23 protein-coding genes and 1 pseudogene are annotated in these 26,088 nt (G+C 68.2%); 14 read left to right on the top strand and 10 right to left on the bottom strand.

The window, feature by feature from the left end; translation table 11 throughout:
• Positions 1-93: 93 nt before the first annotated feature.
• From aspS to MMSR116_RS16345, 4 genes are read left to right on the top strand one after another with little or no spacing between them, the layout of a single operon-like run.
• Positions 94-1,938 carry an aspartate--tRNA ligase gene (gene aspS / locus MMSR116_RS16360; RefSeq protein ID WP_010682034.1) on the top strand — a complete coding sequence of 615 codons (1,845 nt, stop codon included), beginning with the start codon at positions 94-96 and terminating at the stop codon, positions 1,936-1,938.
• Between the two features lie 23 nt (positions 1,939-1,961).
• Positions 1,962-2,831 (top strand): glycosyltransferase family 2 protein, encoded by an 870-nt coding sequence (locus MMSR116_RS16355; RefSeq protein WP_010682035.1) that lies wholly within the window; start codon positions 1,962-1,964, stop codon positions 2,829-2,831.
• On the top strand, positions 2,831-3,907 hold the full coding sequence (locus tag MMSR116_RS16350) for an acyltransferase family protein (protein ID WP_010682036.1): 1,077 nt from the start codon (positions 2,831-2,833) through the stop codon (positions 3,905-3,907). The genes MMSR116_RS16355 and MMSR116_RS16350 overlap by 1 nt, the downstream gene beginning before the upstream one ends.
• The gene (locus MMSR116_RS16345; RefSeq protein WP_039892172.1) at positions 3,904-4,239 is read left to right on the top strand and encodes a hypothetical protein; all 336 of its coding nucleotides are present in this window, start codon (positions 3,904-3,906) and stop codon (positions 4,237-4,239) included. The genes MMSR116_RS16350 and MMSR116_RS16345 overlap by 4 nt, the downstream gene beginning before the upstream one ends.
• Here MMSR116_RS16345 and MMSR116_RS16340 read toward each other — a convergent pair.
• Entirely contained in the window at positions 4,209-4,460 is a 252-nt protein-coding gene (locus MMSR116_RS16340; protein ID WP_010682037.1) for a DUF3297 family protein, read from the bottom strand. The genes MMSR116_RS16345 and MMSR116_RS16340 overlap by 31 nt on opposite strands.
• Positions 4,457-5,107, bottom strand: a complete 651-nt coding sequence (locus tag MMSR116_RS16335) for a CatB-related O-acetyltransferase (RefSeq protein WP_051072132.1) — start codon at positions 5,105-5,107, stop codon at positions 4,457-4,459. Before MMSR116_RS16335 ends, MMSR116_RS16340 begins: the two co-directional genes overlap by 4 nt.
• A gap of 78 nt (positions 5,108-5,185) precedes the next feature.
• On the opposite strand from MMSR116_RS16335, the gene MMSR116_RS16330 reads away from it, so the two are divergent.
• Both MMSR116_RS16330 and MMSR116_RS16325 read left to right on the top strand, forming a co-directional pair.
• A complete protein-coding gene (locus tag MMSR116_RS16330) occupies positions 5,186-7,516 on the top strand; it encodes an NADP-dependent malic enzyme (RefSeq protein ID WP_010682039.1) in 2,331 nt (776 codons plus the stop codon).
• A gap of 77 nt (positions 7,517-7,593) precedes the next feature.
• The gene (locus MMSR116_RS16325) at positions 7,594-9,036 is read left to right on the top strand and encodes an acetamidase/formamidase family protein (protein WP_010682040.1); all 1,443 of its coding nucleotides are present in this window, start codon (positions 7,594-7,596) and stop codon (positions 9,034-9,036) included.
• A gap of 158 nt (positions 9,037-9,194) precedes the next feature.
• Here MMSR116_RS16325 and ppx read toward each other — a convergent pair.
• The 4 genes and pseudogenes from ppx to MMSR116_RS16305 form a co-directional block, all read right to left on the bottom strand.
• Positions 9,195-10,735, bottom strand: a pseudogene (gene ppx / locus MMSR116_RS16320) (exopolyphosphatase).
• 83 nt (positions 10,736-10,818) lie between these two features.
• A complete protein-coding gene (locus MMSR116_RS16315) occupies positions 10,819-13,221 on the bottom strand; it encodes an RNA degradosome polyphosphate kinase (RefSeq protein WP_010682042.1) in 2,403 nt (800 codons plus the stop codon).
• Between the two features lie 106 nt (positions 13,222-13,327).
• Positions 13,328-14,038, bottom strand: a complete 711-nt coding sequence (locus MMSR116_RS16310) for a DnaA ATPase domain-containing protein (protein WP_010682043.1) — start codon at positions 14,036-14,038, stop codon at positions 13,328-13,330.
• A gap of 27 nt (positions 14,039-14,065) precedes the next feature.
• Positions 14,066-15,190 (bottom strand): AI-2E family transporter, encoded by a 1,125-nt coding sequence (locus MMSR116_RS16305; protein WP_039892174.1) that lies wholly within the window; start codon positions 15,188-15,190, stop codon positions 14,066-14,068.
• A 141-nt stretch (positions 15,191-15,331) separates the two neighbouring features.
• Here MMSR116_RS16305 and purM point away from each other — a divergent pair, with 141 nt between their 5' ends.
• Both purM and purN read left to right on the top strand, forming a co-directional pair.
• Positions 15,332-16,411 carry a phosphoribosylformylglycinamidine cyclo-ligase gene (gene purM, locus MMSR116_RS16300; protein WP_039892176.1) on the top strand — a complete coding sequence of 360 codons (1,080 nt, stop codon included), beginning with the start codon at positions 15,332-15,334 and terminating at the stop codon, positions 16,409-16,411.
• Complete coding sequence (purN, locus tag MMSR116_RS16295; RefSeq protein ID WP_010682046.1) at positions 16,411-17,061, top strand: phosphoribosylglycinamide formyltransferase; 651 nt, start codon at positions 16,411-16,413, stop codon at positions 17,059-17,061. The genes purM and purN overlap by 1 nt, the downstream gene beginning before the upstream one ends.
• 142 nt (positions 17,062-17,203) lie before the next feature.
• Here purN and MMSR116_RS16290 read toward each other — a convergent pair whose 3' ends face one another.
• Positions 17,204-17,569 (bottom strand): hypothetical protein, encoded by a 366-nt coding sequence (locus tag MMSR116_RS16290; protein ID WP_010682047.1) that lies wholly within the window; start codon positions 17,567-17,569, stop codon positions 17,204-17,206.
• Positions 17,570-17,735: 166 nt separating this feature from the next.
• Positions 17,736-18,158 carry a nucleoside-diphosphate kinase gene (ndk, locus tag MMSR116_RS16285; protein ID WP_010682048.1) on the bottom strand — a complete coding sequence of 141 codons (423 nt, stop codon included), beginning with the start codon at positions 18,156-18,158 and terminating at the stop codon, positions 17,736-17,738.
• Between the two features lie 267 nt (positions 18,159-18,425).
• Here ndk and MMSR116_RS16280 point away from each other — a divergent pair, with 267 nt between their 5' ends.
• Positions 18,426-18,890, top strand: a complete 465-nt coding sequence (locus tag MMSR116_RS16280) for a DUF2147 domain-containing protein (protein WP_010682049.1) — start codon at positions 18,426-18,428, stop codon at positions 18,888-18,890.
• Between the two features lie 7 nt (positions 18,891-18,897).
• Here MMSR116_RS16280 and MMSR116_RS16275 read toward each other — a convergent pair whose 3' ends face one another.
• On the bottom strand, positions 18,898-19,533 hold the full coding sequence (locus tag MMSR116_RS16275; RefSeq protein ID WP_010682050.1) for a glutathione S-transferase N-terminal domain-containing protein: 636 nt from the start codon (positions 19,531-19,533) through the stop codon (positions 18,898-18,900).
• A 240-nt stretch (positions 19,534-19,773) separates the two neighbouring features.
• Between MMSR116_RS16275 and MMSR116_RS16270 the strand changes: the two genes are divergently transcribed.
• The 5 genes from MMSR116_RS16270 to MMSR116_RS16250 all read left to right on the top strand — a co-directional run bounded on the left by MMSR116_RS16270 (position 19,774) and on the right by MMSR116_RS16250 (position 24,042).
• Positions 19,774-20,052, top strand: coding sequence for a hypothetical protein (locus tag MMSR116_RS16270; protein WP_010682051.1), 279 nt, complete (start codon positions 19,774-19,776; stop codon positions 20,050-20,052).
• A 122-nt stretch (positions 20,053-20,174) separates the two neighbouring features.
• Positions 20,175-22,202 (top strand): FUSC family protein, encoded by a 2,028-nt coding sequence (locus MMSR116_RS16265; RefSeq protein ID WP_010682052.1) that lies wholly within the window; start codon positions 20,175-20,177, stop codon positions 22,200-22,202.
• A gap of 23 nt (positions 22,203-22,225) precedes the next feature.
• The gene (locus MMSR116_RS16260; protein WP_010682053.1) at positions 22,226-22,420 is read left to right on the top strand and encodes a DUF1656 domain-containing protein; all 195 of its coding nucleotides are present in this window, start codon (positions 22,226-22,228) and stop codon (positions 22,418-22,420) included.
• Entirely contained in the window at positions 22,421-23,488 is a 1,068-nt protein-coding gene (locus MMSR116_RS16255; protein ID WP_010682054.1) for an efflux RND transporter periplasmic adaptor subunit, read from the top strand.
• Between the two features lie 68 nt (positions 23,489-23,556).
• On the top strand, positions 23,557-24,042 hold the full coding sequence (locus MMSR116_RS16250) for a DUF3280 domain-containing protein (RefSeq protein WP_010682055.1): 486 nt from the start codon (positions 23,557-23,559) through the stop codon (positions 24,040-24,042).
• 554 nt (positions 24,043-24,596) lie between these two features.
• Here MMSR116_RS16250 and gatB read toward each other — a convergent pair.
• On the bottom strand, positions 24,597-26,069 hold the full coding sequence (gene gatB, locus MMSR116_RS16245; protein WP_010682056.1) for an Asp-tRNA(Asn)/Glu-tRNA(Gln) amidotransferase subunit GatB: 1,473 nt from the start codon (positions 26,067-26,069) through the stop codon (positions 24,597-24,599).
• Positions 26,070-26,088: the final 19 nt, after the last annotated feature.

The raw sequence follows: 26,088 nt of genomic DNA, 5'->3' as shown, positions 1-26,088 counted from the left end.
CGCGGCCCGTTTCGCAGCCATCGTGCCGGTCCTGCGCTTGACTTGGGGGGCCTCGCGTGAATGGTGCCGGCCTTCCCTCGGAAGAAGCCCGTCATGCACCGTTACCGTTCCCACACCTGCGGGGCGCTCCGCCCGTCCGACGTCGGACAGAGTGTCCGCCTCTCCGGCTGGTGCCACCGCATCCGCGATCATGGCGGCGTGCTCTTCGTCGACCTGCGGGACCATTACGGACTCACGCAGTGCGTGGTCGATTCCGACTTCCCGGCCTTCAAGGCGGCAGAGACCGTGCGCTCGGAATGGGTCGTGCGGATCGACGGACGGGTCCGGACGCGCCCGTCCGGGACCGAGAACGCCGAGCTGCCGACCGGCGCGGTCGAGGTCTACATCGACGACCTGGAGGTGCTTGGTCCCGCGGGCGAGCTGCCGCTGCCGGTCTTCGGCGACCTGGAATATCCGGAGGAGACACGGCTGCGGTACCGCTTCCTCGACCTGCGCCGGGAGAAGCTCCACGCCAACATCATGAAGCGCGGCGCGATCATCGACTCGCTCCGCCGCCGGATGCGCGAGGGCGGCTTCTTCGAGTTCCAGACCCCGATCCTGACCGCGTCGAGCCCGGAGGGCGCGCGCGACTACCTCGTGCCGTCGCGGGTCCATCCCGGCAAGTTCTACGCGCTGCCGCAGGCGCCGCAGCAGTTCAAGCAGCTGACGATGATCGCGGGCTTCGACCGGTACTTTCAGATCGCGCCCTGCTTCCGCGACGAGGACGCCCGCGCCGACCGCTCGCCGGGCGAGTTCTACCAGCTCGATATCGAGATGAGCTTCGTCACCCAGGAGGACGTGTTCCAGGCGGTCGAGCCGGTCCTGCGCGGCGTGTTCGAAGAGTTCGCCGAGGGTAAGCGCGTCACCGGGGAATTTCCGCGGATCACCTACGCGGATTCGATGCTGAAATACGGCGTCGACAAGCCGGATTTGCGCAACCCGCTGATCATCGCGGACGTGACCGACTTGTTCGCCCGCGACGACGTCGCGTTCAAGGCGTTCAAGGGTGTGATCGCCGGCGGCGGCGTGGTCCGCGCGATCCCGGCGACCGGGGCGGCCGCGCAGTCGCGCTCGTTCTTCGACAGGCTGAACGACTGGGCCCGCTCCGAGGGCGCGCCCGGTCTCGGATATATCGTCTTCGAGGAGGAGAACGGTCAGCTCTCCGGCAAGGGGCCGATCGCCAAGTTCATCCCGGCCGAGGTTCAGGCTCTGATCGCCGAGCGGGCGAGCGCCAAATCCGGCGATGCAGTGTTCTTCTCCGCCGGCCCGGAGGGCAAGGCCGCCGGCCTCGCCGGCAAGGCGCGCATCCGCATCGGCGACGAACTGGGCTTGTGCGACAAGGACCAGTACGCCTTCTGCTGGATCACCGACTTCCCGATGTATGAGTGGAGCGAGGAGGAGAAGCGGATCGACTTCTCCCACAACCCGTTCTCCATGCCCAACATTGACCGCGACGAGTTCTTGAACCTCGATCTCGATGCGCTGGCATCCGAGGACGAGACCGGCGCCAACACGAAGAAGATCCTCAACATCAAGGCCTTCCAGTACGACATCGTCTGCAACGGCGTGGAGCTGTCCTCCGGGGCGATCCGGAACCATCGTCCGGACGTCATGGAGAAGGCGTTCGCCATCGCGGGCTACGGCCACGAGGTGCTGGAGCAGAAGTTCGGCGGCATGCTGAACGCACTCCGCATGGGCGCTCCGCCGCACGGCGGCATTGCGCCGGGCGTCGACCGCATCGTCATGCTCCTGTGCAACGAGCCGAACATCCGCGAGGTGGTGCTGTTCCCGATGAACCAGCGCGCCGAGGACCTGATGATGGGCGCGCCCTCCGAGGCGACGCCCAAGCAGCTGCGCGAGCTGCACATCCGGCTCAACCTGCCCGAGAAGAAGGCCTGACTCGCTGACGGGTTCGCCGCGCCGTGGCGAGCCTCGTCGCGATCGTGGTCGCGCATGACAGCGCGGACGTGCTGCCGTCCTGCCTCGCGGCGTTGGCCGGCCAGCACGTCCCGGCGATCGTGGTGGATAATGCCAGCCGGGACGCCTCCGCGTCGGTCGCGGAGGCCGCCGGAGCCCAGGTGATCCGCAACGCCCGCAACGAGGGCTATGGCCGCGCCAACAACAGGGGCGTCCGGGCCGCCGCGACGGCAGAGCGCGTCCTCATCGTGAATCCCGACATCGTCCTGCGTCCGGGTGCCGTCGACGCTTTGCTGGATGCTGCCCGCGCATGGCCGGAGGCCGGTCTTTACGCGCCCCGGATTGTCGAGCCCGACGGGCGATTCTTTTTTCAGGCACGCTCCCTGCTGGCACCTTATCTGACCAATCCGGGCGGCCGCCCGGCCCTGCCGCAGGGCGATGCCTGTACGCCGTTCCTCTCCGGCGCCTGCCTGATGATACCGCGCGCCCTATTCCTGGAGCTCGGCGGCTTCGACGAGAACATCTTCCTGTTCTACGAGGACGACGACCTGTGCCGACGCGTCGCCGATGCCGGCCGGGCGCTCGTCCACGTCCATGGCGCCGAGGCGCTGCATGGCCGTGGTCGCTCATCCGCGCCGGAACCGGGGCGGGTGTTCCGCACGCGCTGGCATCAGGCTTGGTCGCGGGCCTATGTCAGCCGGAAGTACGGCCTGCCCGATCCGAGCCCTGCCGGAATCGCGCGTAACCTGCCGAAGGTGCTCCTGTCGGCCCTGGCCCTGCGACGGTCGGGACTGGAGCGCTACGGCGGCTCCGCGGCCGGCGCGCTCGCCTTCCTGCGTGGCCAGGACGCACTCGCGCGGGAGGGCCTGCGCTAATGGCGGCCTCGACCATCGCGACCGCCCTGGAGGGGCCGCGCAACGGCTTCACCGGTCTGCGCCTCTTCCTCGCGCTCGCGGTCGTCGTATCGCATGCCTTCAGCGTGGCGACGGGCGCTGCCGGGGATGAGCCGCTGGCCCGGCTCACCGGCTTCACCCTCGGCGAGCACGCGGTGAACGGCTTCTTCGCCGTGTCGGGCTTCCTGGTCACCATGAGCTGCGACCGGCGCGGGATCCGCGACTACGCGATCGCCCGGACCCTGCGGATCCTGCCGGGGCTGGTTGCGGCGACGCTGATGGTGTCGCTCGGGCTCGGCGCAGCGCTCACCCGGCTGCCCCTGGCCGAGTACCTGCGCGACCCCGGCCTCTGGTCGTTCATCCGCGCGACGCTGACGACCTTCAAGAGCAATGCCGCGCTCCCCGGTGTCTTCGAGGCCAACCCGTACAGGGCGCCCCTCGGCACGGTTTGGACGCTCAAATACGAGGTCCTGTGCTATCTCGGCGTCTTGGCCGCCGCCCTATGCGGCCTGCTTCGGAGGCGGGGGGCCGCGCTCGTGATCGTCATCGGCCTCGCCATCGCCCTGGTTGCCGTCGGCGGGTGGCACGGGGCCGAGCTGCCCAAGGGCACCGAGACCGCCCTGCGATTGCCGCTGATCTTCTCGGCCGGAGCCGCCCTGTACCTGTGGCGCGAGCGCCTTCGGATCTCGACGGCCGCCCTCGCCTGTCTGGTCTTCGGGACCTTCGTGCTCGCCCGGACGCCGGCCTATCCCGCGCTACTGTTCCTGGCGGAGGCCTACGGTGTCGTCTGGCTCGCCCTGGGACCCATGGCGCGCGGCCTTTTCGATCCCTCCGCCGACCTGTCCTACGGGATCTATCTCTATGGCTGGCCGATCCAGCAGAGCCTGCACGCCCTGTGGCCGGAGCCGTCGGGGCTCGCTCTTCTCGTGCCGGCCCTCGCCATGACGCTGCCGGTGGCCGCCCTGTCGTGGTTCTGGATCGAGCGGCCCGCCCTATCGGTGAAATCGCGGATCTTGGGGCGACGCACCCTCGGTACCATCGAGCCGGCCGGGCCATGAGCGGATCCGGGAGACCGATCCTGCCGCTGGCGGCGCTCGATTTGGCGGCGCGCCTGCTTGAGCAGGAAGGTTTTGTGGTGACCGCGCGCAATGAGCGCGGTGATAGTCTCTATCTCAGGCCCGTCAGTTGCTCATGGCACCTGCGCGTGTCGAATCACGCCCGTACCGCCAATCAGCGTTCCAGGCGCGCCGACATCCTGACGAGCCTCGTCATCGTCGGCCCGCGCTCACGGGAGCAGGTCGAACGCATGGTGTCGGACGCGGTCCGCAACTTCCGGGCATCACTCGCCCGGAAGGCCGATCAGGCCTCCGGCGTCGGATCGCGGAAGTAGGGCTCCACGGCACCCTTCAGCTTCACCGTCATCGGATTGCCGGCCCGGTCGAGGGTCTTGCCGGCCGAGAGCCGCACCCAGCCCTCGCTCACGCAATACTCCTCGACGTTGGTCTTCTCGACGCCCTTGAACCGCACGCCGACGCCGCGCTCCAACGCCTTCTCGTCGTAGAAGGGACTGTTCGGGTTGGCGGCGAGGCGGTCGGGAGGCGTGTCGGTCATAGTCCGGATCTCGGAGCGGCTTCGAGCTGGGCCTCGCCGGTACGGGAATCCGCGTTCCCGCGCAACGCCGCGAGCAGGGCTTCGACCTGCCCGCTCTGCAGCAGCGGCACCAGCCGTGTCACCGTCGCGTGCGGGAGATCCCACCACGCCGCCGCTGTCAGCGCCGCCACCGTGGCCTCGTCGAACCGGCGGCGCACCACCCGTGCGGGATTGCCCGCCACCACTGCGTAGGCCGGCACGTCGCGGCTTACCACGGCCCGGGCCGCCACCACGGCGCCGTGCCCAACCGTGACGCCCGACAGGACCATGCAGCCCGAGCCGAGCCAGACATCGTGCCCGATCACCACGTCGCCCCGGGACGCATGGTAATCCTCCGGGGCTCGAGCGTCCGGAAACAGCCCTCGCATCGCCGCGAACGGGTAGGTCGACGGCCAATCGAGCCGGTGGTCGCCGCCGAGCAGGATCTCGACCTTGTCGGCAATGGAACAATAGCGGCCGATCGTCAGCCGCCGTCCGCTCTCGGGAAAGCGGATTTTTGGACGCCCATACGAATAAGCGCCTATGGAGAAGCCGTAGGTCCTCGCCAGTTTGGCGAGGTGGATTCGGGTCTCGTTGTGCGGGTTGCGCCCCCTGCGTAGCCGGTGCAACAGACCGGTCACGACGGGAGCCCGTGCGCTGCGCGATCGCGTCGTCCTCGGGAAAGCAGGTGAGCGGGAGCGTGGGCGATGGCCGATAACATGTCCGAGGACCTCAAGGCCGGGGCGCTCATCTACCACCGCCTGCCTAAGCCCGGAAAGCTGGAGATCCAGGCCACCAAGCCTCTGGGCAACCAGCGCGACCTCGCACTGGCCTACTCGCCGGGCGTGGCGGCAGCCTGCATGGCCATCCACGACGATCCGCAAGAGGCTGCCAACCTCACGGTTCGCCAGAACCTCGTGGCGGTGCTCTCCAACGGTACGGCGGTCCTGGGCCTGGGCGATATCGGTCCCCTGGCCTCCAAGCCCGTGATGGAGGGCAAGGCAGTCCTGTTCAAGAAGTTCGCCGGCATCGACGTGTTCGACATCGAGGTCGACCAGAAGGACGTCTCGAAGCTCGTCGACGTTGTCTGCGCCTTGGAGCCGACCTTCGGCGGCATCAACTTGGAGGACATCAAGGCGCCCGAGTGCTTCGAGGTGGAGGAGCAGTGCCGGGCTCGGATGAACATCCCGGTCTTCCACGACGACCAGCACGGCACCGCGATCATCGTGGCGGCGGCCGTCCTCAACGGACTTGAACTCGCCGGCAAGAACCTGTCCGACGTCCGGATCGTCACATCGGGCGCGGGAGCGGCGGCACTGGCCTGCCTGAACCTTCTCGTGTCGCTCGGCGCGACCCGCGAGAACATCACGGTCACCGACATCAAGGGCGTGGTCTACAAGGGCCGCCCGGAACTGATGGACCGCTGGAAGGACATCTACGCCCAGGAGACCGACAAGCGGACGCTCGCCGAAGTGATCCCTGGCGCCGACGTGTTCATCGGCCTCTCGGCCGGCGGTGTGCTCAAGCCCGAATATCTGAAGGAGATGGCCGAGAAGCCTCTGATCATGGCGCTCGCCAACCCCTATCCGGAGATCATGCCGGACCTGGCCGAGCAGGAACGGCCGGACGCAATGATCTGCACCGGCCGGTCGGATTTTCCCAATCAGGTCAACAACGTCCTGTGCTTCCCCTACATCTTCCGCGGCGCGCTGGATGTGGGCGCCCACAAGATCAACGAGGAGATGAAGAAGGCCGCTGTGAAGGCGATCGCGGGCCTCGCGCACGAGACGACCTCGGACGTGGTCGCCCGTGCCTATGGCGGCGAGGCCCGGCCGTTCGGTCCGAAATCGCTGATTCCGAGCCCATTCGATCCACGCCTGATCCTGCGCATCGCGCCGGCGGTGGCCAAGGCGGCGATGGAGTCTGGCGTCGCCGGCCGGCCGCTCGCCGATTTCGACGCCTACGTCGAGAGCCTGGACCGGTTCGTCCACCGGTCCGGCCTGATCATGAAGCCGCTGTTTTCCAAGGCGAAGGAAGCGCCCAAGCGCGTCATCTACGCCGAGGGCGAGGACGAGCGCGTGCTCCGTGCCGTCCAGGCGATCGTCGAGGACAAGGTCGCGTTCCCGATCCTGGTCGGGCGGCCGCGGGTGGTGGAGACGCGGCTCAAGCGTTTCGGCCTGTCCCTAGAGCACGGGCGCGATTTCGAGCTGATCGATCCGGAGGACGATCCCCGCTACCGCGCCTACGTGCAGACCTATCTCGAGGTGGCCGGCCGACGCGGCATCACGCCGGACGCCGCCCGTACGCTGGTGCGCACCAACAACACCGTGATCGGCGCGATCGCGGTCCGCCGCGGTGAGGCCGATGCCCTGATCTGCGGCCTGGAGGGACGGTTCGAGACGCGGCTGCGGATCATCCGCGACGTGATCGGGCTGGCGCCCGGGGTCGAGCAGTGCGCCGCCATGAGCCTCGTGGTGACGCACGAGGGCGCTTACTTCCTGGCCGATACCCACGTCCGACCCAATCCGTCCGCCGAGGAAATCGCCGACGTGGCTCAGGCCTGCGCCAGCCACGTGAGCCGATTCGGACTCACGCCGAAGATCGCGCTGCTCAGCCATTCGGACTTCGGCCAGTCGGATTCGGCCTCGGCCATGAAGATGCGGGACGCCCTCGCGCTCCTGCAGAAGCGCGACCCGAATCTGATGGTCGACGGCGAGATGCAGGCGGATTCGGCCCTCAACGAGATGGTCCGCGATCGCGTGCTTCCGGGCTCGCGGCTCAAGGGCGCCGCCAACGTTCTGATCTTCCCGAATCTCGACGCCGCCAACATCGCCTTCCAGTTCGCCAAGGTGCTGGCGGATGCCCTGCCGGTCGGCCCCCTGCTGATCGGGCCGGCCAAGCCGGCGCATATCCTCACGCCTTCGGTCACCGCCCGCGGCATCGTCAATGTGACCGCCGCGGCGGTGGTTGAGGCCCAAGCGGATCCGTCGGCTCCGGCCAAGAGCGAGGAGGGCGGCGTCGGCATGATCTCGGAGTGAGCATGCCGCGTGACGGCTGCAGGCGTGGCCGTCGACTTGCTTCCCCGTCCCCTTGGCCAAACCTCGGGAGATGAGCCATGTGCGCCGGCGACGATCCGACTTGCCACGCCTTCGAGAAGCACCGGCGTAGGTTCCAGAAGGATCTTGAACCGGAACGGCGGGCCTTCCTGAAGAGCAGCTTCGCGGCGACTAGCGCGGCCGCGGCCTTCGCGGCCGGCGGCCCGTCGCTGGTGAGCCCGGCCCTCGCCCAGGCGAGCGGCGCGAAGATCGCCGCGACCGCGCATTATCACCTGCCGGCCAACGCGGAGACCGTGCACTGGGGCTTCTTCAGCCGGAGCCTCAAGCCGCAGGTCGAGATCGCATCCGGCGACTTCGTCACCATCGAGACGCTCACCCATCAGGCGAGCGACGATGCCGAGCGGATGATCCAGGGCGATCCGGGCGCCGAGAGCGTCTATCTCTGGACGAAGGACAAGATGGGCGTCTCGCCCCGCGGCGCCGGTGCCCTGGACGCTAAGACTGGCCCCGGTGGTGGCCTCGGCGTGCATATCTGCACCGGCCCGGTGGCGATCCGGGGCGCCGAGCCCGGGGACGTGCTGGAGGTACGCATCCTCGACGTTGCGCCGCGACCCTGCGCCAACCCTAAGTACAAGGGGCTCGCCTTCGGCAGCAACGCGGCGGCGTGGTGGGGCTATCACTACAACGATCTTATCACCGGCGATAAGCCCCGGGAGGTCGTCACGATCTATGAGGTGGACGCCACCGGAGAGCGTGACTGGGCGCGGGCGGTCTACAGCTTCCGCTGGCCGGGGGTGACCGATCCGTTCGGCGTCTCCCACCCGACCATCGACTATCCCGGCCTGCCGGTGGACCATGCCAAGACGCAGAAGACCTTCGAGGTCTTGAAGGGGATCCGCGTCCCGATCCGCCCGCATTTTGGCACCATGGGCGTCGCGCCCGCGGAGGCCGACCGGGTGAACACGATCCCGCCGAGCTACACCGGCGGCAATATCGACAACTGGCGGATCGGCAAGGGCGCGACACTCTACTATCCCGTAGCGGTGCCCGGCGCTCTGTTTTCCGTGGGCGATCCCCATGCCAGCCAGGGTGATTCCGAATTGTGCGGCACCGCGATCGAGTGTTCGCTGACCGGCACCTTCCAGTTCATCCTCCACAAGAAGACCGACCTGCCCGGGACGCCGCTCGAAGCCCTCGACTTCCCGATGATCGAGACCCGGGACGACTGGGTGCTGTCGGGATTCAGCTATCCGAATTATCTGCGCGACCTAGGTCCGGAGGCGCAATCCGTTATCTTTCAGAAATCCTCGATCGATCTCGCGATGCGCGACGCCTTCCGCAAGATGCGGCAATTCCTGATGCACGCGAAGGGACTGACCGAGGACGAGGCGATCTCGCTCATGTCGGTGGCGGTCGATTTCGGGATCACGCAGGTGGTCGACGGCAACTGGGGCGTCCACGCCGTGGTCAAGAAAGCGATCTTCTCCGATCGCGTCGCCTGAGCGTCGGCGGCTGGACGCTTCATCGGGCGGCCTCGCTGGCCTCGTTGTGCGGGTGCTGAACCTCTGCCCGTACGCCTCGCTCCAGGCAGCCCGCGCTCTCCCGTGAAGATCCGCGGAGGACGTCGGGATGCTGTCGGCGATAGCGGCCCGCGGCGCCCTCAGCCGACCTCGATCCGCCCGTCGAGGCCGACCACGCGCCCGAGCCCGCGGACACGGTTCAGTAGGCGGTCGCCGCTCAGCGCCTCCCACTCGCGGGACAGGCGCAGGGTCACCCGCCCGTCCTCGACGGTCAGCGGTGCATGGCCGAGGGCGCCGCCCATCCCGGCCGAGATCGGGAAGGCGACGCGCAAGAGGGCGCCGAGGAGGCGTGCCCGCTCGAACAGGCGCGGGCCCGCGACTCCGCGCAGGACCGGGTTGGCCTTTTCGGGGGCGAGGCCGGTGTGCCGGAGCGCGACCGCCAAGGCGAGATAGGCCCGTCCCGGGTGATCGACTCCGACGAACGCCGCATTCTGGATGACCCCGATGCTCTGCGCGTCGCGGTAATCCGGATGGGCGCGCCAGCCGACATCGGAGAGCAGGCAGCCGGCGTGGCGCAGGCGGCGCTCGTCGGCGGTCTCGTGTCCATCGAGCGTCTCAACGAACCGGTCGGTCCAGGCGATCAGCTCCTCGCCGTGGCGGGGGCGCGGGCGCGCAGGGCGTTGAACTCCGCTGCCGACGCGAGCAACGGATCGATCTGCCGCACCTCCCGGTCCAGCTGCTCGAACAGCAGACCCTCGCGCACGCCCGAAGCCGAGATCGCCACCTCCCGCGGCCGCCCGACCCGGATGATCTCCTCCAAGACCGCGGCACCGTAGGCCAGCAGGGGGCGGCGAGCTTCCGAGATGGCGTCGACATCCTGGAGCAGGGACACGTCGGTCTGCTCGACGATCTGCAGGAAGGTCAGCTCGTCGCTCGGCTCCACGGTGTAGCCGTGCATCACGTGGACGGGGTAGCCGCGGGCGGCCTGATGCAGCCGGGCGAGCGCGCGCCACGTGCCCCCAACCGCGTAGAAGGTCCGGCCGCGCAGGGTTTCCAGCTGCGGAGCCGCCTTGCGCATGTGCTCGCGGACGATCTTGGCGGCCTTCTTCACCGAGCCGCCGGAGAGATCCTGCAGGGCAAGGCCGCCGAGCGGCATGGTTACGCCCTGGCCGACGACGCTGCCGCGCACGTCCACCATTTCCAGAGACCCGCCGCCAAGATCGCCCACGACACCGTCTGGCGCGTGGAAGCCGGAGATGACGCCCAGCGCCGAGAGCTCGGCCTCGCGGCGGCCGGAGAGGAGCTGGATCTCGTGGCCGCAGGCCGCTTCGGCGGCGCGCAGGAAGTCCGGACCGTTCTCGGCATCCCGCGCCGCCGCGGTCGCCAGGACGAAGACTTGCCCCACGCGCATGGTCTCACACAGCACCCGGAAGCGCGCGAGGGCGGCAAGCGCCCGGGCCACCGCGTCATCATTGAGCCGACCGGTGGTGAGGACGTGGCGCCCGAGACCGCAGAGCACCTTCTCGTTGTAGAGTGGCGTCGGCGCCCGGGTCAGCCCATCATAGGCGACGAGCCGGACCGAGTTCGAACCGATATCGATGATCGCGACAGGTTCGCGCGCATCGTCGGCACGCGGCTCGACGGCGTGCGCGAGGGAGAGGTTGGCGCGAAGGCTGCCCAAACGTTCGAGTCCTTGTTGAGCCCGACGCGCGGCTTCCGCGCGTCGGGCGAAATCCTTACCCCAGTGCCACCGCGCCGCCAAAGTCAGGCACGCTGCGCGCGCCGGCTCAGGGCCCGCGGGCTCGACTTTTTCGAGGCCTTGCCGCGGCCCGAGAGGCTCGGGTTCGTCATGAAGTACTTGTGCGCGTTGAAGGGTTCCTCACCGTCCGCGGGCTGGATCCGCTCGCATCCGCCCGAAGCCAGAAGACGCCAGCTCTGGCGGTTGTCGAGCAGGTTGGCCAGCATGATCTGGTCAAGCACCTGCTGATGCACTGTCGGGTTGGTGATCGGCAGCAGCGCCTCAACCCGGCGGTCGAGGTTGCGGCTCATCAGGTCGGCGGACGAGATGTAGACCGTGGCCTTGGGATGCGGCAGCCCGACTCCGTTGCCGAAGGCATAGATCCGGCCGTGCTCGAGGAAGCGCCCGACGATCGACTTCACCCGGATGGTCTCCGACAAGCCCGGGATGCCTGGTCGCAGGCAGCATATACCGCGCACCACGCAGTCGATCTGCACCCCAGCCTCCGAGGCGTCGTAGAGCGCGTCGATGATCTGGCCGTCGACCAGCGAGTTGCACTTGATCCAGATCGCCGCCGGGCGTCCGACCCTGGCGTGGGCAATCTCGGCCTCGATGTGCTCCAGCAACCGGTTCTTCAGCGTGAGCGGCGAGACCGCCATGCGCTCCAGTTCGGCGGGCTCAGCGTAGCCGGTGATGAAGTTGAAAATCCGCGAGACGTCGCGAGCAATCGCCGGGTCGGCTGTGAAGAACGACAGGTCCGTGTAGATGCGCGCCGTGATCGGATGGTAGTTGCCGGTGCCGACGTGGCAGTAGGTGACCAGCTTGTCGCCCTCGCGCCGGACCACCAGTGACAGCTTGGCGTGCGTCTTCAACTCGACGAAGCCGAACACCACCTGCGCGCCGGCTTTCTCCAGGTTGCGCGCCCAGCGAATATTCGCCTCCTCGTCGAAGCGGGCCTTCAGCTCGACCAGGGCGGTGACGGACTTCCCGAGTTCCGCGGCCTCGGCCAGGGCAGCCACAATGGGGGAGTTGGACGAGGTCCGGTAGAGCGTCTGCTTGATCGCCACCACGTTCGGATCGCGGGCGGCCTGGGCCAGGAACTGCACCACCGAATCGAAGGATTCGTATGGGTGGTGGACGATGAAGTCCTTCTGGCGGATCGCCGCGAACACGTCGCCGCCGCTCTCGCGGACGCGTTCGGGAAAGCGCGGATTGTAGGGCTTGAACTTCAGGTCCGGCCGGTCGATCCCGACCACCTGAGACAGCTCGTTGAGCGCGAGCATGCCCTCCACAAGGAAGATCGCGTCCGGCGAGATCTCAAGCTCGTCGGCCACGAAGCTCCGCAGATCCTCGGACATGCCGGCCTCGACCTCGAGGCGGATCACGACGCCGCGCCGACGCTGCTTGAGGGCGGTCTCGAAGTGGAGGACCAGATCCTCCGCCTCCTCCTCGATCTCGAGGTCCGAATCGCGCACCACGCGGAATGCGCCGCTGCCCTTGACGAGGTAGCCCGGGAAGAGTCGCCCGGTGAACATCCCGATCACCTGCTCGATCGGGATCAGCCGCGCCGACGTCTCGCTGTCGGTGACCGGCAGGCGCACGAATCGATCGATCACGCCCGGCAGGCGGATGAGGGCGCGCAGCACCCGGCCGTCCTTCGGCCGCACCAGCATCAGTGCGATGGTGGTGCCGAGATTCGGGATGAATGGGAACGGGTGCGCCGGATCGATCGCCAGCGGCGTCAGCACCGGGAAGACATGGTTGAGGAAATACTCCTCAAGCCACGCCGACTGCTCGGCCGAGAGGGAGGCGGGCTCGACGATGTCGATATCGGCGGCATGCAACTCCTCGCGCAGCTGGCGCCAGCGGGCCTGCTGGTCGGCGGCGAGGCGGGACACTTCCGCACCGATGCGCAGGAGCTGTTCCGAGGGCGACAGGCCGTCCTGAGACGGCACCGTCAGGCCCGCGCGGACCTGATCGATCAGGCCGGCGACGCGGACCATGAAGAACTCGTCGAGATTGTTCGCCGAGATCGACAGGAACCGGAGCCGTTCCAGGAGCGGATGATTGGGATTGGAGGCTTCTTCCAGCACACGTCGGTTGAACTGGAGCCAGGACAGCTCGCGGTTCACGAACCGCTCGGGCGAATGCCGCAGGGAGCGCCCGGCTTCGAGCACGGGCTCCCGCGAAGCGCCCGCCGTTTGTTCGGCCGGAGGCGCGGCGGCCGGCCACTCGTCCGTAGAATCGGTGGCGGTGCCGACAGCGCTCTCAGGGGCGGCGGCCGGAGTGGTCACACCGGCGGCCAGCTCAACCGGTGAACGCCGCGTGGTGGGCGTGCGCCGCGTCGTCGAAGGGGTCGCTGAGCGCCGACGGGGCTCCGCTGCCTCGTCGGCGGCGTCGCGATCCATGGGCTTCTGCGTCGATTCCATCTCCGAGTCCTGTCTCTAGCGCGTGGCTCCTCACGGTGGCGGAGCCTGTATCACCCTGGACCGGCGGCCATCACGACAGTTCCGTGACGGCCGCCGGATTCTCCACTCAGTCACTCGGCTCCGGCTCGTCATCAAAGCCCATACGCCGCAGCACCGCCAGGGCGAGCGGACGGCTGATGCGGCGCCCACGACCGAGCGCGTCGCGATCCAGTTCGGCGACGACGTCCCGGGCGCGGCCGAGGGAGCGGTCGATCCGCAAGGCCAGCGACTCGATGACCCCGAGATCGACGACCAGTTGCCGGTCCACGAACAGTTTCACCAGCACGGCGCGCAGCAGGGCATCATCCGGAGCCTCGATGGCGATCCCCGGCGCCAGGCGGAGACGCGAGCGCAGGTCCGGCGTCACGAGGCCGAGGGCATCGATCCCGGTCGCGCTGGTGAGCAGCACCGGGCAGGCCCGCTCGCGCGCCCGATTGAGCAGATGGAACAACGCCGCCTCGTCCCGCTGTTCCGCCCGGTCGATGTCCTCGATGACCAGCGCGCCGTTCGAGACGAGGTGCTGGACCGCGTCGGCTCCGATCTCGGCGGCCGGGATGGTCCAGGCATGCGCGCGCTCCGCCCAGATCGCAGCGAGGTGGCTCTTGCCGCTGCCGGACGGGCCGGTCAGCGCGAGAACGCTGTCGGGCCAGTCCGGCCACGCTTCGATCAGCGCGTAGGCGGCCTCGTTGGCCGGACCGACGAGGAAGTCCTCGCGCCCGTAGCGGGGATCGAGCGGCAGGTCGAAGGCCAGCTGCCGCGGTGGGGCGTTCTCGCGCATGCGTCGTCCGGATTGCCTCGTGCAGGATCATCCCGCGCTCGCGGAGGTCAAGGCCGCTGCCTCCTTGCCGTCGTGCTCGATGAGGATCGGCTGCCCGGCGTGGTAGAGGCGGCTCTCGAGATAGCGCGCGAGGGCGAAACGCACGAGCACGCCCATCGAGGCCGCGATCGGGACGGCCAGCAGCAGCCCGACGAAGCCGAAGAGCGTGCCGAATGCCAGCAGCGCGAACATCAGCCAGACCGGGTGGAGTCCCGTCGACTCGCCGACGAGCTTCGGCGAGATGACGTTGCCTTCCAGAAACTGGCCGACGAGGAACACGCCCACCGTCAGGCCCAGGTGCAGCCAGTCGGACGAGGGCCAGAACTGGACCAGCGCCACGCCCACCGAGAGCAGGAAGCCCGTAAGCGTGCCGACATAGGGGATGAAGGTCAGGAAGCCCGCGATCAGCCCGATCAGCACGCCGAAGTTGAGGCCCACGAGCCAGAGGCCGACAGCGTAGAAGCTACCCAGGATGAGGCAGACCAGCGTCTGCCCGCGGACGTAGCCGGTGACGGCCCCGTTGATCTGCCGGGCGAGATCCCGCACCGTCGCCCGGTGGCGCGGCGGCACCCAACCGTCGATGGCCGCGACCATCCGGTCCCAGTCGACGAGGATGTAGAACGCGACCACCGGCGTGACCACCAGCAGCGACGCGATCGAGATCAGCGCCTGGCTGCCCGACCAGAGCGACTTCAGGAAGGCCAGGAGCCACGTCCCTGCCTGCGTGGCCAGGGTGCCGACGGAGGATTGCAGCTCGTTCAGCACATCCGCGCCGCCGACCCGCTCCAGCAGGGTCCCGGAGCGCTCCGCGATGATCGCCTGGAGCCGCGACACCATCCCGGGCAGCGCGTTGACCAGCGCCACGACCTGATTGGCCGCCAGCGGGATCAGGATCAGCAGCGTCACGACCAGCGCGACGACGAACAGGGCGAGGATCATGAGGCTCGCGGTCAGCCGCCCGAGGCCGAGCCGCTCCAGCCGGTCGGCCAGGGGATCGAGGAGATAGGCCAGCGTGATGCCCGCCACGAAGGGCAGCATCACCTCGCGCAGGAGGTAGACGACGAGTCCGAGAGCGACCACGCTGGCCAGCCCGATCACAGCCCGTGCGCGCACGACGACGCTCCCCCTGGCGGACATCCGCCAGCGCGCAGAGTGGGTATGCGGCGCGCGCCGATCAAGCCGCCGGTCCGCCGACTCGCGCGCCGCGCGGTAAGCCGCTAGAGCGGAACCCGTATCGAGCGAGGTGGCGAAGGCATGACGGGCGAGGACGGCAACCAGCCGAAGACGGGGCTGACCTACGCGGCGGCGGGCGTCGACATCGACGCCGGCAACGCCATGGTCGAGACGATCAAGCCGCTGGTGCGCTCGACCCGGCGCCCCGGCGCCGACGCCGAGATCGGCGGGTTCGGCGGCCTGTTCGACCTGAAGGCCGCGGGCTTCCGCGACCCGATCCTGGTGGCGGCCAACGACGGCGTGGGGACCAAGGTCAAGATCGCCATCGAGACCGGCCGCCACGACACGATCGGCATCGACCTCGTGGCCATGTGCGTCAACGACATCATCGTCCAGGGCGCCGAGCCGCTGTTCTTCCTCGACTACTACGCCACCGGCAAGCTGGTCCCGGGTGTCGGCGCCGATATCGTGCGGGGCATCGCCGACGGTTGCCGGCAGGCGGGCTGCGCGCTGATCGGCGGCGAGACGGCCGAGATGCCAGGCCTCTACGACGGCTCCGACTACGACCTCGCTGGGTTCTCGGTGGGCGCCGCCGAGCGAGGCGCGCTGCTGCCGCGACCGGGCATACGCCCCGGCGACGCGGTGCTGGGCCTGCCCTCCTCCGGGGTGCATTCCAACGGCTTCTCGCTGGTCCGGCGAATCGTCGCCAAGAGCGGCCTCGGCTGGGATGATCCGGCCCCGTTCGAGCCCGGGCGCAGCCTCGGCGAGGCGCTCCTGGAGCCGACCCGGATCTACGTAAAGCCGTTGCTCGCCGCGCTGGGCGCCACGGACGGCATCCGGGCGCTCGCCCACATTACCGGCGGCGGATTCCCCGACAACCTGCCGCGGGTCCTGCCGGACGATGTCGGGATCGCCATCGACCTCGACGCGGTGACCCCGCCGCCGGTCTTCGGCTGGCTCGCCCGCGCGGGCGGCGTCGCCGAGGCTGAGATGCTGCGCACGTTCAATTGCGGGATCGGCATGGTGGTGATCGCCGCCGCCGACGCAGTGGACGACGTCGACGAGGCCCTGACCCGGGCCGGCGAGACGCCCGTGCGGCTCGGCCGGATCACGCCGCGCGGCTCCGAGCCCGTGACGTTCACCGGCCGCCTCGCCCTCTGATGGCGGCCGCCCGAAAGACCCGCGTGGCGATCCTGATCTCTGGGCGCGGCTCGAACATGGTGGCGCTGCTGGAGGCGGCGCGGCACCCCGATTTCCCGGCCGAGATCGTGCTGGTCCTGTCGAACCGCCCGGAGGCCGCCGGACTCGCGCGTGCGGCCGCGGCTGGCATCCCGACGCAGGCCATCGACCACACGGCTTTCGCGGACCGTGCCGGCTTCGACGCCGCCCTCGATGCCGCCCTGCAGGCGGCCGATGTCGACCTCGTATGCCTCGCGGGCTTCATGCGGATCCTGACGCCTGACTTCGTGGCGTCCTGGGCGGGCCGGATGCTCAACATCCACCCCTCGCTCCTGCCGCTGTTCAAGGGCACGCACACGCATCGGCAGGCGCTGGAGGCGGGCGTGCGCCTGCATGGCTGCACGGTCCACTTCGTCGTGCCGGAGCTCGACGCCGGCCCGATCGTCGCCCAGGCCGCGATCCCGGTTCGGCAGGATGATGATCCCGAAAGCCTCGCGGACCGCGTGATCGTGCAGGAGCGCCGGCTCTACCCAGCGGTACTCGCGCTGGTGGCGGGCGGCGGTGCCCGCCTGCAGGACGGGCGGGTCGTGATCGACGCCGACGGGCCGGACGGCGTGCTGTTCAGCCTGTAAGGACAGCCATACCGGCGTGCCCAGGTCTTTGCGAGCGGAGCGAAGCAATCGCGCTCCGCCACGCTCGCCGACGTTTCTCTGCGCTGGGTTGCTTCGCGCCGCTCGCAAGAACGGTCGGCGGAACCTCGCAGCCTTGAGGTGCTCAGACCGGGCGCTGTAGCTTGCAGCTGTCGAGCGCCGCGAGCGCCTTCGCCCGGGCGGAATCGTTGAAATAGCCGGTGGTGCGGTAGGCTTCGATCTCGGACGCGTCGAGGCTGCGCAGGGTCTGGCGGGCGTAGCAGCCGCAGGGCCGCTCCAGGGAGGCCTCGGTGGCGCTGGTCATGCGGGCCTGGACGATGGTGCAGGCATGACGCACGCGGCCTTCGAGGTTGGCCTTGGTGGCGGTCTTGAGGGCCGGATCCGGCTCGTACTGCTGGAACGGGGCCGAGGATCCGCCCGCGAGGGCAGCGGTCGCGCCGAGGGCGAACAGGCCGGTCGCGATCAGCAGAGGCAGGCGGCGCATCGTCATGGTCGGTTGGTCCGGAGCTGAGATTGGCTAAGCTCAGCCGTTGGACTCTTCCGGGCTCCGTCCCGTCAAGGACGGCCCGGTCACACCCGGCGGCATTCACCGCAGCGCCGGGTGCACTGCGAAATGAAGGCGGCCCGGTGTGCCCGGGCCGCCACCGTGCGACGCCTCAAGCGGCGATGTCGGAGTCCTGGAAGAACTGCGCGATCTCGATCTTGGCGTTCTCGGCGCTGTCCGAGCCGTGGACGGTGTTCTCGCCGACCGACTCGGCGAACTTCTTGCGGATGGTGCCCTCGGCGGCCTGAGCGGGGTTCGTGGCGCCCATGACCTCGCGATACTTGGCCACGGCATTCTCGCCCTCGAGAACCTGGACCACCACCGGGCCGGAGGTCATGAAGGTGACGAGCTCACCGAAGAACGGGCGCTCCTTGTGCACTTCGTAGAACTTCTCGGCCTGCGCCTTGGTCATGCGGATGCGGCGCTGGCCGACGATGCGCAGGCCCGCCTCCTCGATCACGGCGTTCACCGCGCCAGTCAGGTTCCGCCGCGTCGCGTCGGGCTTCAGGATCGAGAAGGTGCGCTCGGTGGCCATGGTGCGTCCGGTCTGTCTGTGGAAAAAGCGCGCGGCACGTCGGCATCCCGGACGCGGCGCGGCAGCGAAAATTTCGCTTCGGCGCCGGGCTTATAGCGGGCGCCCCCCGGTGCCTCAAGCCGCGCAACTGGGCGATGCCGGACAAGCGCGGCCGTGGCGCTGCCGCAACACTGCCGAAAAATCGCCGGAATGCGGCGGCTCACTGGCGTCCATCAACTTCGTCCACCCCTCAGGGCGTCCGGGACGCCCCAATTCCGGAGACGAACCATGCGACTCGCTCTCAGCGCCGGCCTGCTGCTCGCCGGCCTCTCCGCCGCTGCCGCCGACACCGCCAAGGATCCTTCCGGCACATGGCTCACCGGCGACGGCCGCGCCAAGATCCGGATCGACCGTTGCGGTCCCGGTCAGAAGCTCGTCTGCGGGAAGGTCGTCTGGCTGAAGGCGCCGACCTTCGACAACGGCGCCCCGCGCACCGACCTCAAGAATCCCGATCCGAAGAAGCGCGCTCGCCCGGTGATCGGGCTGCAGCTCATCGAAGGTCTGAAGCCGGATGATGAGAAATTCACCGGCGAACTCTACAATATCGAGGAAGGCAAGATCTATACGGTCAGCCTTGAGCGCGAGAGCGATGCCGAACTGAGCGTGTCCGGCTGCATGCTGAAGGTCCTGTGCGGCTCCCAGACCTGGACTAAGGTTCCGGACGTGAACCAGCAGGCCGCCAACAAGAACTGAGCGTCCGTCAGATCGCCGCGAGGCCGCGCTGCACCGCCGGCCTCGCGAGAATGCTGTCCAGCCATCGGGCGACGTTGGGCAGGGTGTTGATGTCGACGCCCTGCTTGAAGTTGAGCTTCGCCCAGGTGAACGTGGCGATGTCGGCGATGGAGTAGTCGTCGGCGAGGTAGGCCCGACCGTCTAGCCGACGTTCCAGCACACCGTAGAGGCGCTTGGCCTCGGTGGTGAACCGGTCGATGGCGTACGGCACCTTCTCGGGCGCGTAGATCTTGAAGTGGTGCGTCTGCCCCAGCATCGGCCCGAAGCCCGCCACCTGCCAGAACAGCCACTCGTCCACGACGATCCGGGCGCGCTCATCCGCCGGGTAGAATTGGCCGGTCTTACGGCCGAGATACTGCAGGATCGCGCCCGACTCGAAGATGGAGATCGGCCGTCTGCCCGGACCGTCCGGATCGACAATGGCGGGAATCTTGTTGTTGGGTGAGATCGCCAGGAAATCCGGGGCGAACTGCTCATTCTTGGCGATATCGACCGGGACGATCCGATAGGGGAGTTCGCACTCCTCCAGCATGATCGGGATCTTCCAACCGTTCGGCGTGCTCCAGGTATGGACGTCGATCGGCCGCCCGGACACCGCTGCCATGCTCTGCCTGCTCCTCGACCGATCGATCGGCGACGCGGTGTTCCTCCGCCGATCTCGGACAACCCTGTCAGTGAAGACGATTTCCCGGCCGCGCTCAAGGGCAGCGTCGGAGGAGGTCTCACGTTTGCGACATATGACGCGCCGCCTGTTGGCAGATCGCGGGGCCGACTTGCCGCGGCTGCGCCGCACCGGCGAGACTGGTGCCCGGGCGTCGTCGCGACGCCGAAGGGGGAAGCTTCGATGATCAACAGACTCGTCAGGATCGCGGCCCTGTCCGTGCCGCTCCTCGTCATGCAGCCCGTTCTCGCCAAGGAGGCCCCCGCGAAGACCCCCGCGGCAACCGAGGCGCCGGCCGCGAAGCAGCCGAGCCCGGGCCAGACCGCCGCCCGCGAGCGCCAGAAGAAGTGCGGTGCCGAGTGGCGGGGACTGCCCGACGCGCAGAAGACCGCGCAGGGGCCGAAATGGCCTCAGTTCTGGAGCAAGTGCAACAAGCGCCTGAAGGGCAACGACAAAGCCTGAGCCGGTCTCGAACCGCGGAGCTTCTCGGATGTTGCTCCTGCCGGGAAACGGATCGCTGGCGAGTGCCGTCATGATGGGTCGACCCGCGCCGCGTCGGTGCATCGAGCACGGGCTGGCCGGGCATGGCTGAGGCCGTGTCCGCCCAGCCTCAGGTCTCGATCCTGGATCGCGTCATCGCGATCCTCGACGCCTGGGTGCCGAAGCCGGCGGCCTGGGCCTTTGCCCTGCGCATCTGGCTCGCCATGATGGTGGCGCTGGCGCTTGCCTTCTGGCTCCAGCTCGACAGCGCCTCCTCGGCCGCGACCTGCGTGGCGATCCTCGCGCAGCCAAAACGGGGACAGGCAATCTCCAAGGCCGTCTATCGCCTCCTCGGCACGCTCGTCGGCGCCGTCGTGTCGATCCTGGTCATGGCGCTGTTCGGGCAGGACCGGGTGCTCCTGCTCCTCTCCTTCACGGTCTGGCTCGGCCTCTGCGTCTTCGTCGCGCAGTACCTGCAGGACACCCGGGCCTACGGCGCCATGCTATCCGGATACACCGTGGCGATCATCGCCCTCGGCCAGATCGACGAACCGCAGGGAACCTTCGACGCTGCCGTCTCCCGCGTCGCGGTGATCGTGCTCGGGATCGTCGTCATCACCTTCATCAACGATGCGCTGGCGTCGCCGAGCACGTGGCGGTCGCTGCTGCCGCAACTCCGGACGGCCTGGGACGGAACGCGGTCCTATGCTCGCGAGACACTCACCGCTGGCGATCTCGGCCCGGGGCGCACCGCCGCGCTGATCAGAACCATCGCGCCGATGCGCGCCGATGCCAGCGCCATCGCGGGGGAACTCGACGACGGGCCCTTCCGCGCCGCCGGGGCGCGCAGCTGCATCGCTGCGCTCTACGTCATGGCGGCGGCGATCCGCGCGGTGGCCGCGGCGGCCGCCTGCCTGCGCAGCCCGAGCCCCGCCGTCGCGGAGGCTATGGCGATCTGTCGGCGGGTCGCCGATGCGCCCGATGCCGAAGCCCTCGACCGGGACGACGAGCGGCTGCGTGACCTGGTCGAAGCCGCGATCCGGGACGGCCATCGGCCGCTCGACGAGGTAGTAGTCCTTCAGCGCGCTCTGGATTTCGTCTGCGCGGCCACCTTCGCGCAGGATGGGATCCGGGCCGTTGCGGACGGCCACCGCCCGTTCCGTGACGCCCGCCTGCCGACGCACCGGGACTTCCCGGTCGCCCTGCGCGGCGCCCTTCGGGTCGCCATCGCCTTCGCCGTGACGGCAGCCACCTTCCTGGCGCTCGGCCTGCCACAGGCCACCTTCGCTTTGGTGCAAGTCGCTGCGACGGCGGCCCTGTCTTCGGTCACACCGGATCCCAAGAAATTCGCCAACGGCGTCGTGATCGGGATGTGCCTCGCCGCCACGTTCGCCGGCATCGCCCGGTTCGCCTTCCTCAACGGCGTGCAGGGCTTTCCCATGCTCGCGATGGTGATGGCGCCGGTGATCTTCTTCGGCTGCTTCCTGTCGCTGAACCCGAAGACCTTCGGCATCGGCTTCATCGTGATCGTGTTCTTTCCGGTCTTGCTGAGCCCGGCGAATCCTCAGTCCTACGATGCGCAGAGCTTCCTGCTGAACGCGTTCCTGGTGGTCGTGTCGGCGGTCATCCTGTCGATCGTGGTGCGTCTGGTGCTCCCGATCACCCCCGCGCAGCAGCGCGTCTTCGCCCTCGATTCAGCGCGACGCGACTTGGCCGATGCGCTGGTGGGCGAAGGCGGCGACGCTACCACGCGGACGAGCCTGAATGCGGACCGCGTCTTCCAGTTCGCCGCCTACAGTTCGGCCAGCGGCGCGGTGCGGCGGGCCGACCTCTCGCACGCTCTTGCGTTGGCCCGGCTCGAGGCGGCGGCCGCTCGGGCCCATGCGGAGCTGCGGCGCCTCTGGCCCGTGCCGAGTCTCCGCGATGCGATCCTTCGGGCGCGCACCGGCCTCGCGGCCGGTGACGACCGCGCCCTCGAACACGCAGCCCGCGACATGATTCGCGCCGCATCCGCCCAGGACAGAACGGTGCGGCTCACGACCGCGCGGGCGGCAAGCGACCTCGTCACCGCGTCGCGCACCATCGCGCGGTATCGGCGTTTCCTCCAGCGGCTCGGAATCGCGCTATTCTGAGGGACGCAGCTTTCGAGGCAGAGATGTACGAGGATATCCATATCGGCGGCGTGCTGATTTCCTCCTTCGTCGCCTATGCTCTGGCTGCCTTCGTGGTCCTGCTCGTCCTGCGCTGGTTCTTCGCGCGCATCCGCTTCAGCCGCTACGTTGCCAACGCCCCGCTCGCCGAGGCCGGCATCTACGTCTGCGTCCTCGCTCTTCTCATCGCGTTGATCTGAATGCCCGACACGACCGCCGACGAGGATGATCCCAAGCCCGCCTCGCGCGCGGGCACGACGGATCCTGAGAAACGCACCGACGATCGCCTGCCCACCCTCCCGCGCCGGGGTCGGGCCGCCAAGGTCTTCCGATTGGCCGCGACCGGGCTGATCCTGCTGGTCGCTCTCGTGGCGGCGATCTACGTGTGGCAGTTCTACGTGGTGGCACCCTGGACCCGCGACGGAGCAGTCCGCGTGCAGGTCGCCAACATCGCCCCGCAAGTCTCCGGTCAAATCATAGAAGTCCGTGTTCAGGACAATCAGAACGTCCGAAAGGGCGATATCCTTTATGTGATCGATCCGATCGACTTCGAGGTCTCAGTGACTTCGGCGGATGCCGAGGTTAAGAACCGCGAGGCCGACTTACAGGTCAAGAATGCCCAGTCCGCCCGACGTCAGGCGCTCACCACGGTCTCAACGTCGATCGAGGAGAAGCAGCAATACGCCGGCACCGCCAAGATCGCGGAGGCCACTCTCGAGAGCGCGCAGGCGCAGCTGCGGCAGGCCAAAGTCAACCTTGAGCGCACCCAGGTGCGATCGACCGTCAACGGCCGCGTGACCAACCTTCTGATGCGGGTCGGCGACTACGCCCGCACCGGCACCTCGAACATCAACGTGGTCGACACTGATTCGTTCTGGATCGACGGGTACTTCGAGGAGACGAAGATGCCCAACATCCGCGTGGGTGACACGGCCGACGTCAAGCTGATGGGCTTCGATCCCCAACTGAAGGGGACGGTCGAGAGCATCACCTTGGGCATCTCCACGGCCAACGCCGCCGCGAGCACGCAGGGCCTGCCGGACGTGAATCCGGTCTACACATGGGTCCGGCTTGCCCAACGCGTCCCGGTGCGGATCCGCATCGATCACGTTCCACCGAACGTCCCGCTGATCGCCGGCATGACCGCGACGGTGGTCGTCAACGGCGGCCGGGCGCCGACACCGAACTGGTTCATGGATCTGCGTGAGCGCATATCCGGCCTCGCGAACACGTCCGCCGACCGGACCCGGGAAGCTGACCGGCGCTGAGAAAAGCCGAGGGGCCGCATCTTCGCTCCGCTGGTTGTCCCCGTGAGTCCATTCTTGGGGAGATGTGCATGAACCGATCCACGCTGCTCGCCGGCTGCCTCCTGATGCTGACGGGCGCCGCCCGTGCCGCGCCCGAGAAGGCCGCGGTGTTCGACTTCCAGTTCTCAAACCTTTCGCCGGTCCCGAGCGACGCGGCCGACACCGCGCGCCTGAAGCGGGTCAGCGCCGAACTGCGAGATCTGCTCGCGAAAAAGGGGCTCTTCACCGTGGTCTCGGTCGATCCGGTCCGGGAGGAGGTCGCCAAGAGCGCCGACCTGCGGCGGTGCAACGGCTGCGCCGACCAGATGGCCCGCAAGCTCGGCGCCGACGTGGCGATCACCGGTGAGGTCCAGAAGGTGTCGAACCTGATCCTGAACCTCAACGTGTACGTGAAGCCCCTCGCGGGGAACGCGCCGGAGCGGGCCTACAGCGTCGACCTTCGCGGCGACACGGACGAGTCCTTCGATCGCGGCATCCGCTTCTTGGTCGAGAACAACATGGGTGCCGGCAAATAACTCGCGCGCCAGGCAATATTTTCGCGATGCCGCACGATCGATCCAAGGCCTTGATCGCGTTTGCGTGCATCGCGGCGGCGGCCTGTCGCCGGCCGGAAAATGCAACGGCCCCACGAAATAGCTATTGACCATGCTGAGAGACGGGCGCAGTCTTCATCTGTGCTTAGCGAGAGCGGGCATGGACCGGCCGAAAACCTTGACGTGGTCAGGTTTGACAATGGTCACGGTCGCCAGAGGCTGGAGGAGACAGGCATGACTCCACCGCAGCGGAACGCCGCCTAGACGGAATCGGGACAGGTTCGGCCCGACACCCAGCGGCACCATACGAACAGCCGGACGGAAGCGGCTCCAGGGGCGCAGAAGCGGCCAACACGGCACGTCTTCGAATGCGCGAAAGGCCCCACTTTGAGCCGTTCCGCCGCGGTTTCCTTCTGAAGCCAGGATCTGTTCGTCCATCACCTGCCCGGCTCGGCCGCGGCGGGATTTCAATGTGTCTCGATGGCCCCGCTCGCAAGGACGGCGTCGCCAGACCCTGCAGGCGGGTGAGCCCGGGATCAATCGATCCCGAGCTTCGCCTTCAAGAGCGCGTTCACCGCGGCTGGGTTCGCCTTGCCGCCGGTCGCCTTCATGGTCTGGCCGACGAACCAGCCGAGCAGCGTCGGCTTCTCCTTGGCCTGAGCGACCTTGTCGGGATTGGCCGCTATGATCTGGTCCACGGCCGCCTCGATGGCGCCCGTGTCGGTCACCTGCTTCATCCCGCGGCTCTCGACGACGGCGCGCGGGTCGCCACCCTCCGTCCAGACGATCTCGAACAGGTCCTTGGCGATCTTGCCGGAGATCACGCCCTCGCCGATCAGGTCGACGATTGCGCCGAGCTGCTGGGCTGAGACCGGCGTGGCCTCGATGGATAGTCCTTCCTTGTTGAGGCGCCCGAACAGCTCGTTGATCACCCAGTTGGCTGCGGCCTTGCCGTCCCGGCCCTTCGCCACCGCCTCGTAATAGTCGGCGGACGCACGCTCGGCGACCAGCACGCCGGCATCGTAGGGCGACAGCCCGTAATCGGCGACGAATCGCGCCTTCTTGGCGTCCGGCAGTTCCGGCAGCTCTCCGGCGAGCGCGTCGACGAAGGCCTGATCGAACTCCAGCGGCAATAGGTCCGGATCGGGGAAGTAGCGGTAATCGTGGGCTTCCTCCTTGGAGCGCATCGAGCGCGTCTCGCCCTTGTTCGGGTCGAACAGGCGGGTCTCCTGCTCGATCGTGCCGCCATCCTCCAAAATCGCGATCTGGCGCCGGGCTTCAGTCTCGATCGCCTGCCCGATGAAGCGGATCGAGTTGACGTTCTTGATCTCGCAACGCGTGCCCAGCGGTTCGCCGGGGCGGCGCACGGAGACGTTCACGTCAGCACGAAGGCTGCCCTTCTCCATGTCGCCGTCGCAGGTGCCGAGATAGCGCAGGATCGTGCGCAGCTTGGTCACGTAGGCCTTCGCTTCCTCGGAGGAGCGCAGGTCAGGCCGCGAGACGATCTCCATCAGCGCCACGCCCGAGCGGTTGAGGTCGACGAAGCTGCGGGTTGGGTCCTGGTCGTGCAGCGACTTCCCGGCATCCTGCTCCAGATGCAGGCGCTCGATGCCGACAGTAATCGACGAGCCGTCGGCCATGTCGACCAGCACCTCGCCTTCGCCGACGATCGGGTCCTTGTACTGTGAGATCTGATAGCCCTGCGGTAGGTCCGGGTAGAAGTAGTTCTTCCGGTCGAACACCGAGCGCAGGTTGATCCTGGCCTTGAGGCCGAGGCCGGTGCGGACGGCCTGGGCCACGCACTCGGCATTGATCACCGGCAGCATGCCGGGCATCGCGGCATCGACGAGCGAGACGTGATCGTTCGGCTCACCGCCGAACTCGGTCGAAGCTCCGGAGAACAGCTTCGCCCGGCTGGCAACCTGGGCGTGGATCTCCATGCCGACGATCACCTCCCAGTCGTGGAGGCCGCCCTTGATCAGCTTCTTGGGGTCGACGGGTGCGTTCATGGTCGTTTGGGCCGAGATG

This window comes from Methylobacterium mesophilicum SR1.6/6, assembly GCF_000364445.2.
GTDB lineage: Bacteria > Pseudomonadota > Alphaproteobacteria > Rhizobiales > Beijerinckiaceae > Methylobacterium > Methylobacterium mesophilicum_A.
Note: the sequence above shows the minus strand (reverse complement) of the source record. Positions and strands in the feature narration are given on the sequence as shown.

Bases quoted from the DNA above. Each gene is read 5' to 3' on its own strand.
- aspS (WP_010682034.1), top strand. From the start codon at position 94: ATGCACCGTTACCGTTCCCACACCTGCGGGGCGCTCCGCCCGTCCGAC.
- MMSR116_RS16350 (WP_010682036.1), top strand. From the start codon at position 2,831: ATGGCGGCCTCGACCATCGCGACCGCCCTGGAGGGGCCGCGCAACGGC.
- MMSR116_RS16345 (WP_039892172.1), top strand. From the start codon at position 3,904: ATGAGCGGATCCGGGAGACCGATCCTGCCGCTGGCGGCGCTCGATTTG.
- MMSR116_RS16340 (WP_010682037.1), bottom strand. From the start codon at position 4,460: ATGACCGACACGCCTCCCGACCGCCTCGCCGCCAACCCGAACAGTCCC.
- MMSR116_RS16330 (WP_010682039.1), top strand. From the start codon at position 5,186: ATGGCCGATAACATGTCCGAGGACCTCAAGGCCGGGGCGCTCATCTAC.
- MMSR116_RS16325 (WP_010682040.1), top strand. From the start codon at position 7,594: ATGTGCGCCGGCGACGATCCGACTTGCCACGCCTTCGAGAAGCACCGG.
- MMSR116_RS16315 (WP_010682042.1), bottom strand. From the start codon at position 13,221: ATGGAATCGACGCAGAAGCCCATGGATCGCGACGCCGCCGACGAGGCA.
- MMSR116_RS16310 (WP_010682043.1), bottom strand. From the start codon at position 14,038: ATGCGCGAGAACGCCCCACCGCGGCAGCTGGCCTTCGACCTGCCGCTC.
- purM (WP_039892176.1), top strand. From the start codon at position 15,332: ATGACGGGCGAGGACGGCAACCAGCCGAAGACGGGGCTGACCTACGCG.
- purN (WP_010682046.1), top strand. From the start codon at position 16,411: ATGGCGGCCGCCCGAAAGACCCGCGTGGCGATCCTGATCTCTGGGCGC.
- MMSR116_RS16290 (WP_010682047.1), bottom strand. From the start codon at position 17,569: ATGACGATGCGCCGCCTGCCTCTGCTGATCGCGACCGGCCTGTTCGCC.
- ndk (WP_010682048.1), bottom strand. From the start codon at position 18,158: ATGGCCACCGAGCGCACCTTCTCGATCCTGAAGCCCGACGCGACGCGG.
- MMSR116_RS16280 (WP_010682049.1), top strand. From the start codon at position 18,426: ATGCGACTCGCTCTCAGCGCCGGCCTGCTGCTCGCCGGCCTCTCCGCC.
- MMSR116_RS16275 (WP_010682050.1), bottom strand. From the start codon at position 19,533: ATGGCAGCGGTGTCCGGGCGGCCGATCGACGTCCATACCTGGAGCACG.
- MMSR116_RS16270 (WP_010682051.1), top strand. From the start codon at position 19,774: ATGATCAACAGACTCGTCAGGATCGCGGCCCTGTCCGTGCCGCTCCTC.
- MMSR116_RS16265 (WP_010682052.1), top strand. From the start codon at position 20,175: ATGGCTGAGGCCGTGTCCGCCCAGCCTCAGGTCTCGATCCTGGATCGC.
- MMSR116_RS16260 (WP_010682053.1), top strand. From the start codon at position 22,226: ATGTACGAGGATATCCATATCGGCGGCGTGCTGATTTCCTCCTTCGTC.
- MMSR116_RS16255 (WP_010682054.1), top strand. From the start codon at position 22,421: ATGCCCGACACGACCGCCGACGAGGATGATCCCAAGCCCGCCTCGCGC.
- MMSR116_RS16250 (WP_010682055.1), top strand. From the start codon at position 23,557: ATGAACCGATCCACGCTGCTCGCCGGCTGCCTCCTGATGCTGACGGGC.
- gatB (WP_010682056.1), bottom strand. From the start codon at position 26,069: ATGAACGCACCCGTCGACCCCAAGAAGCTGATCAAGGGCGGCCTCCAC.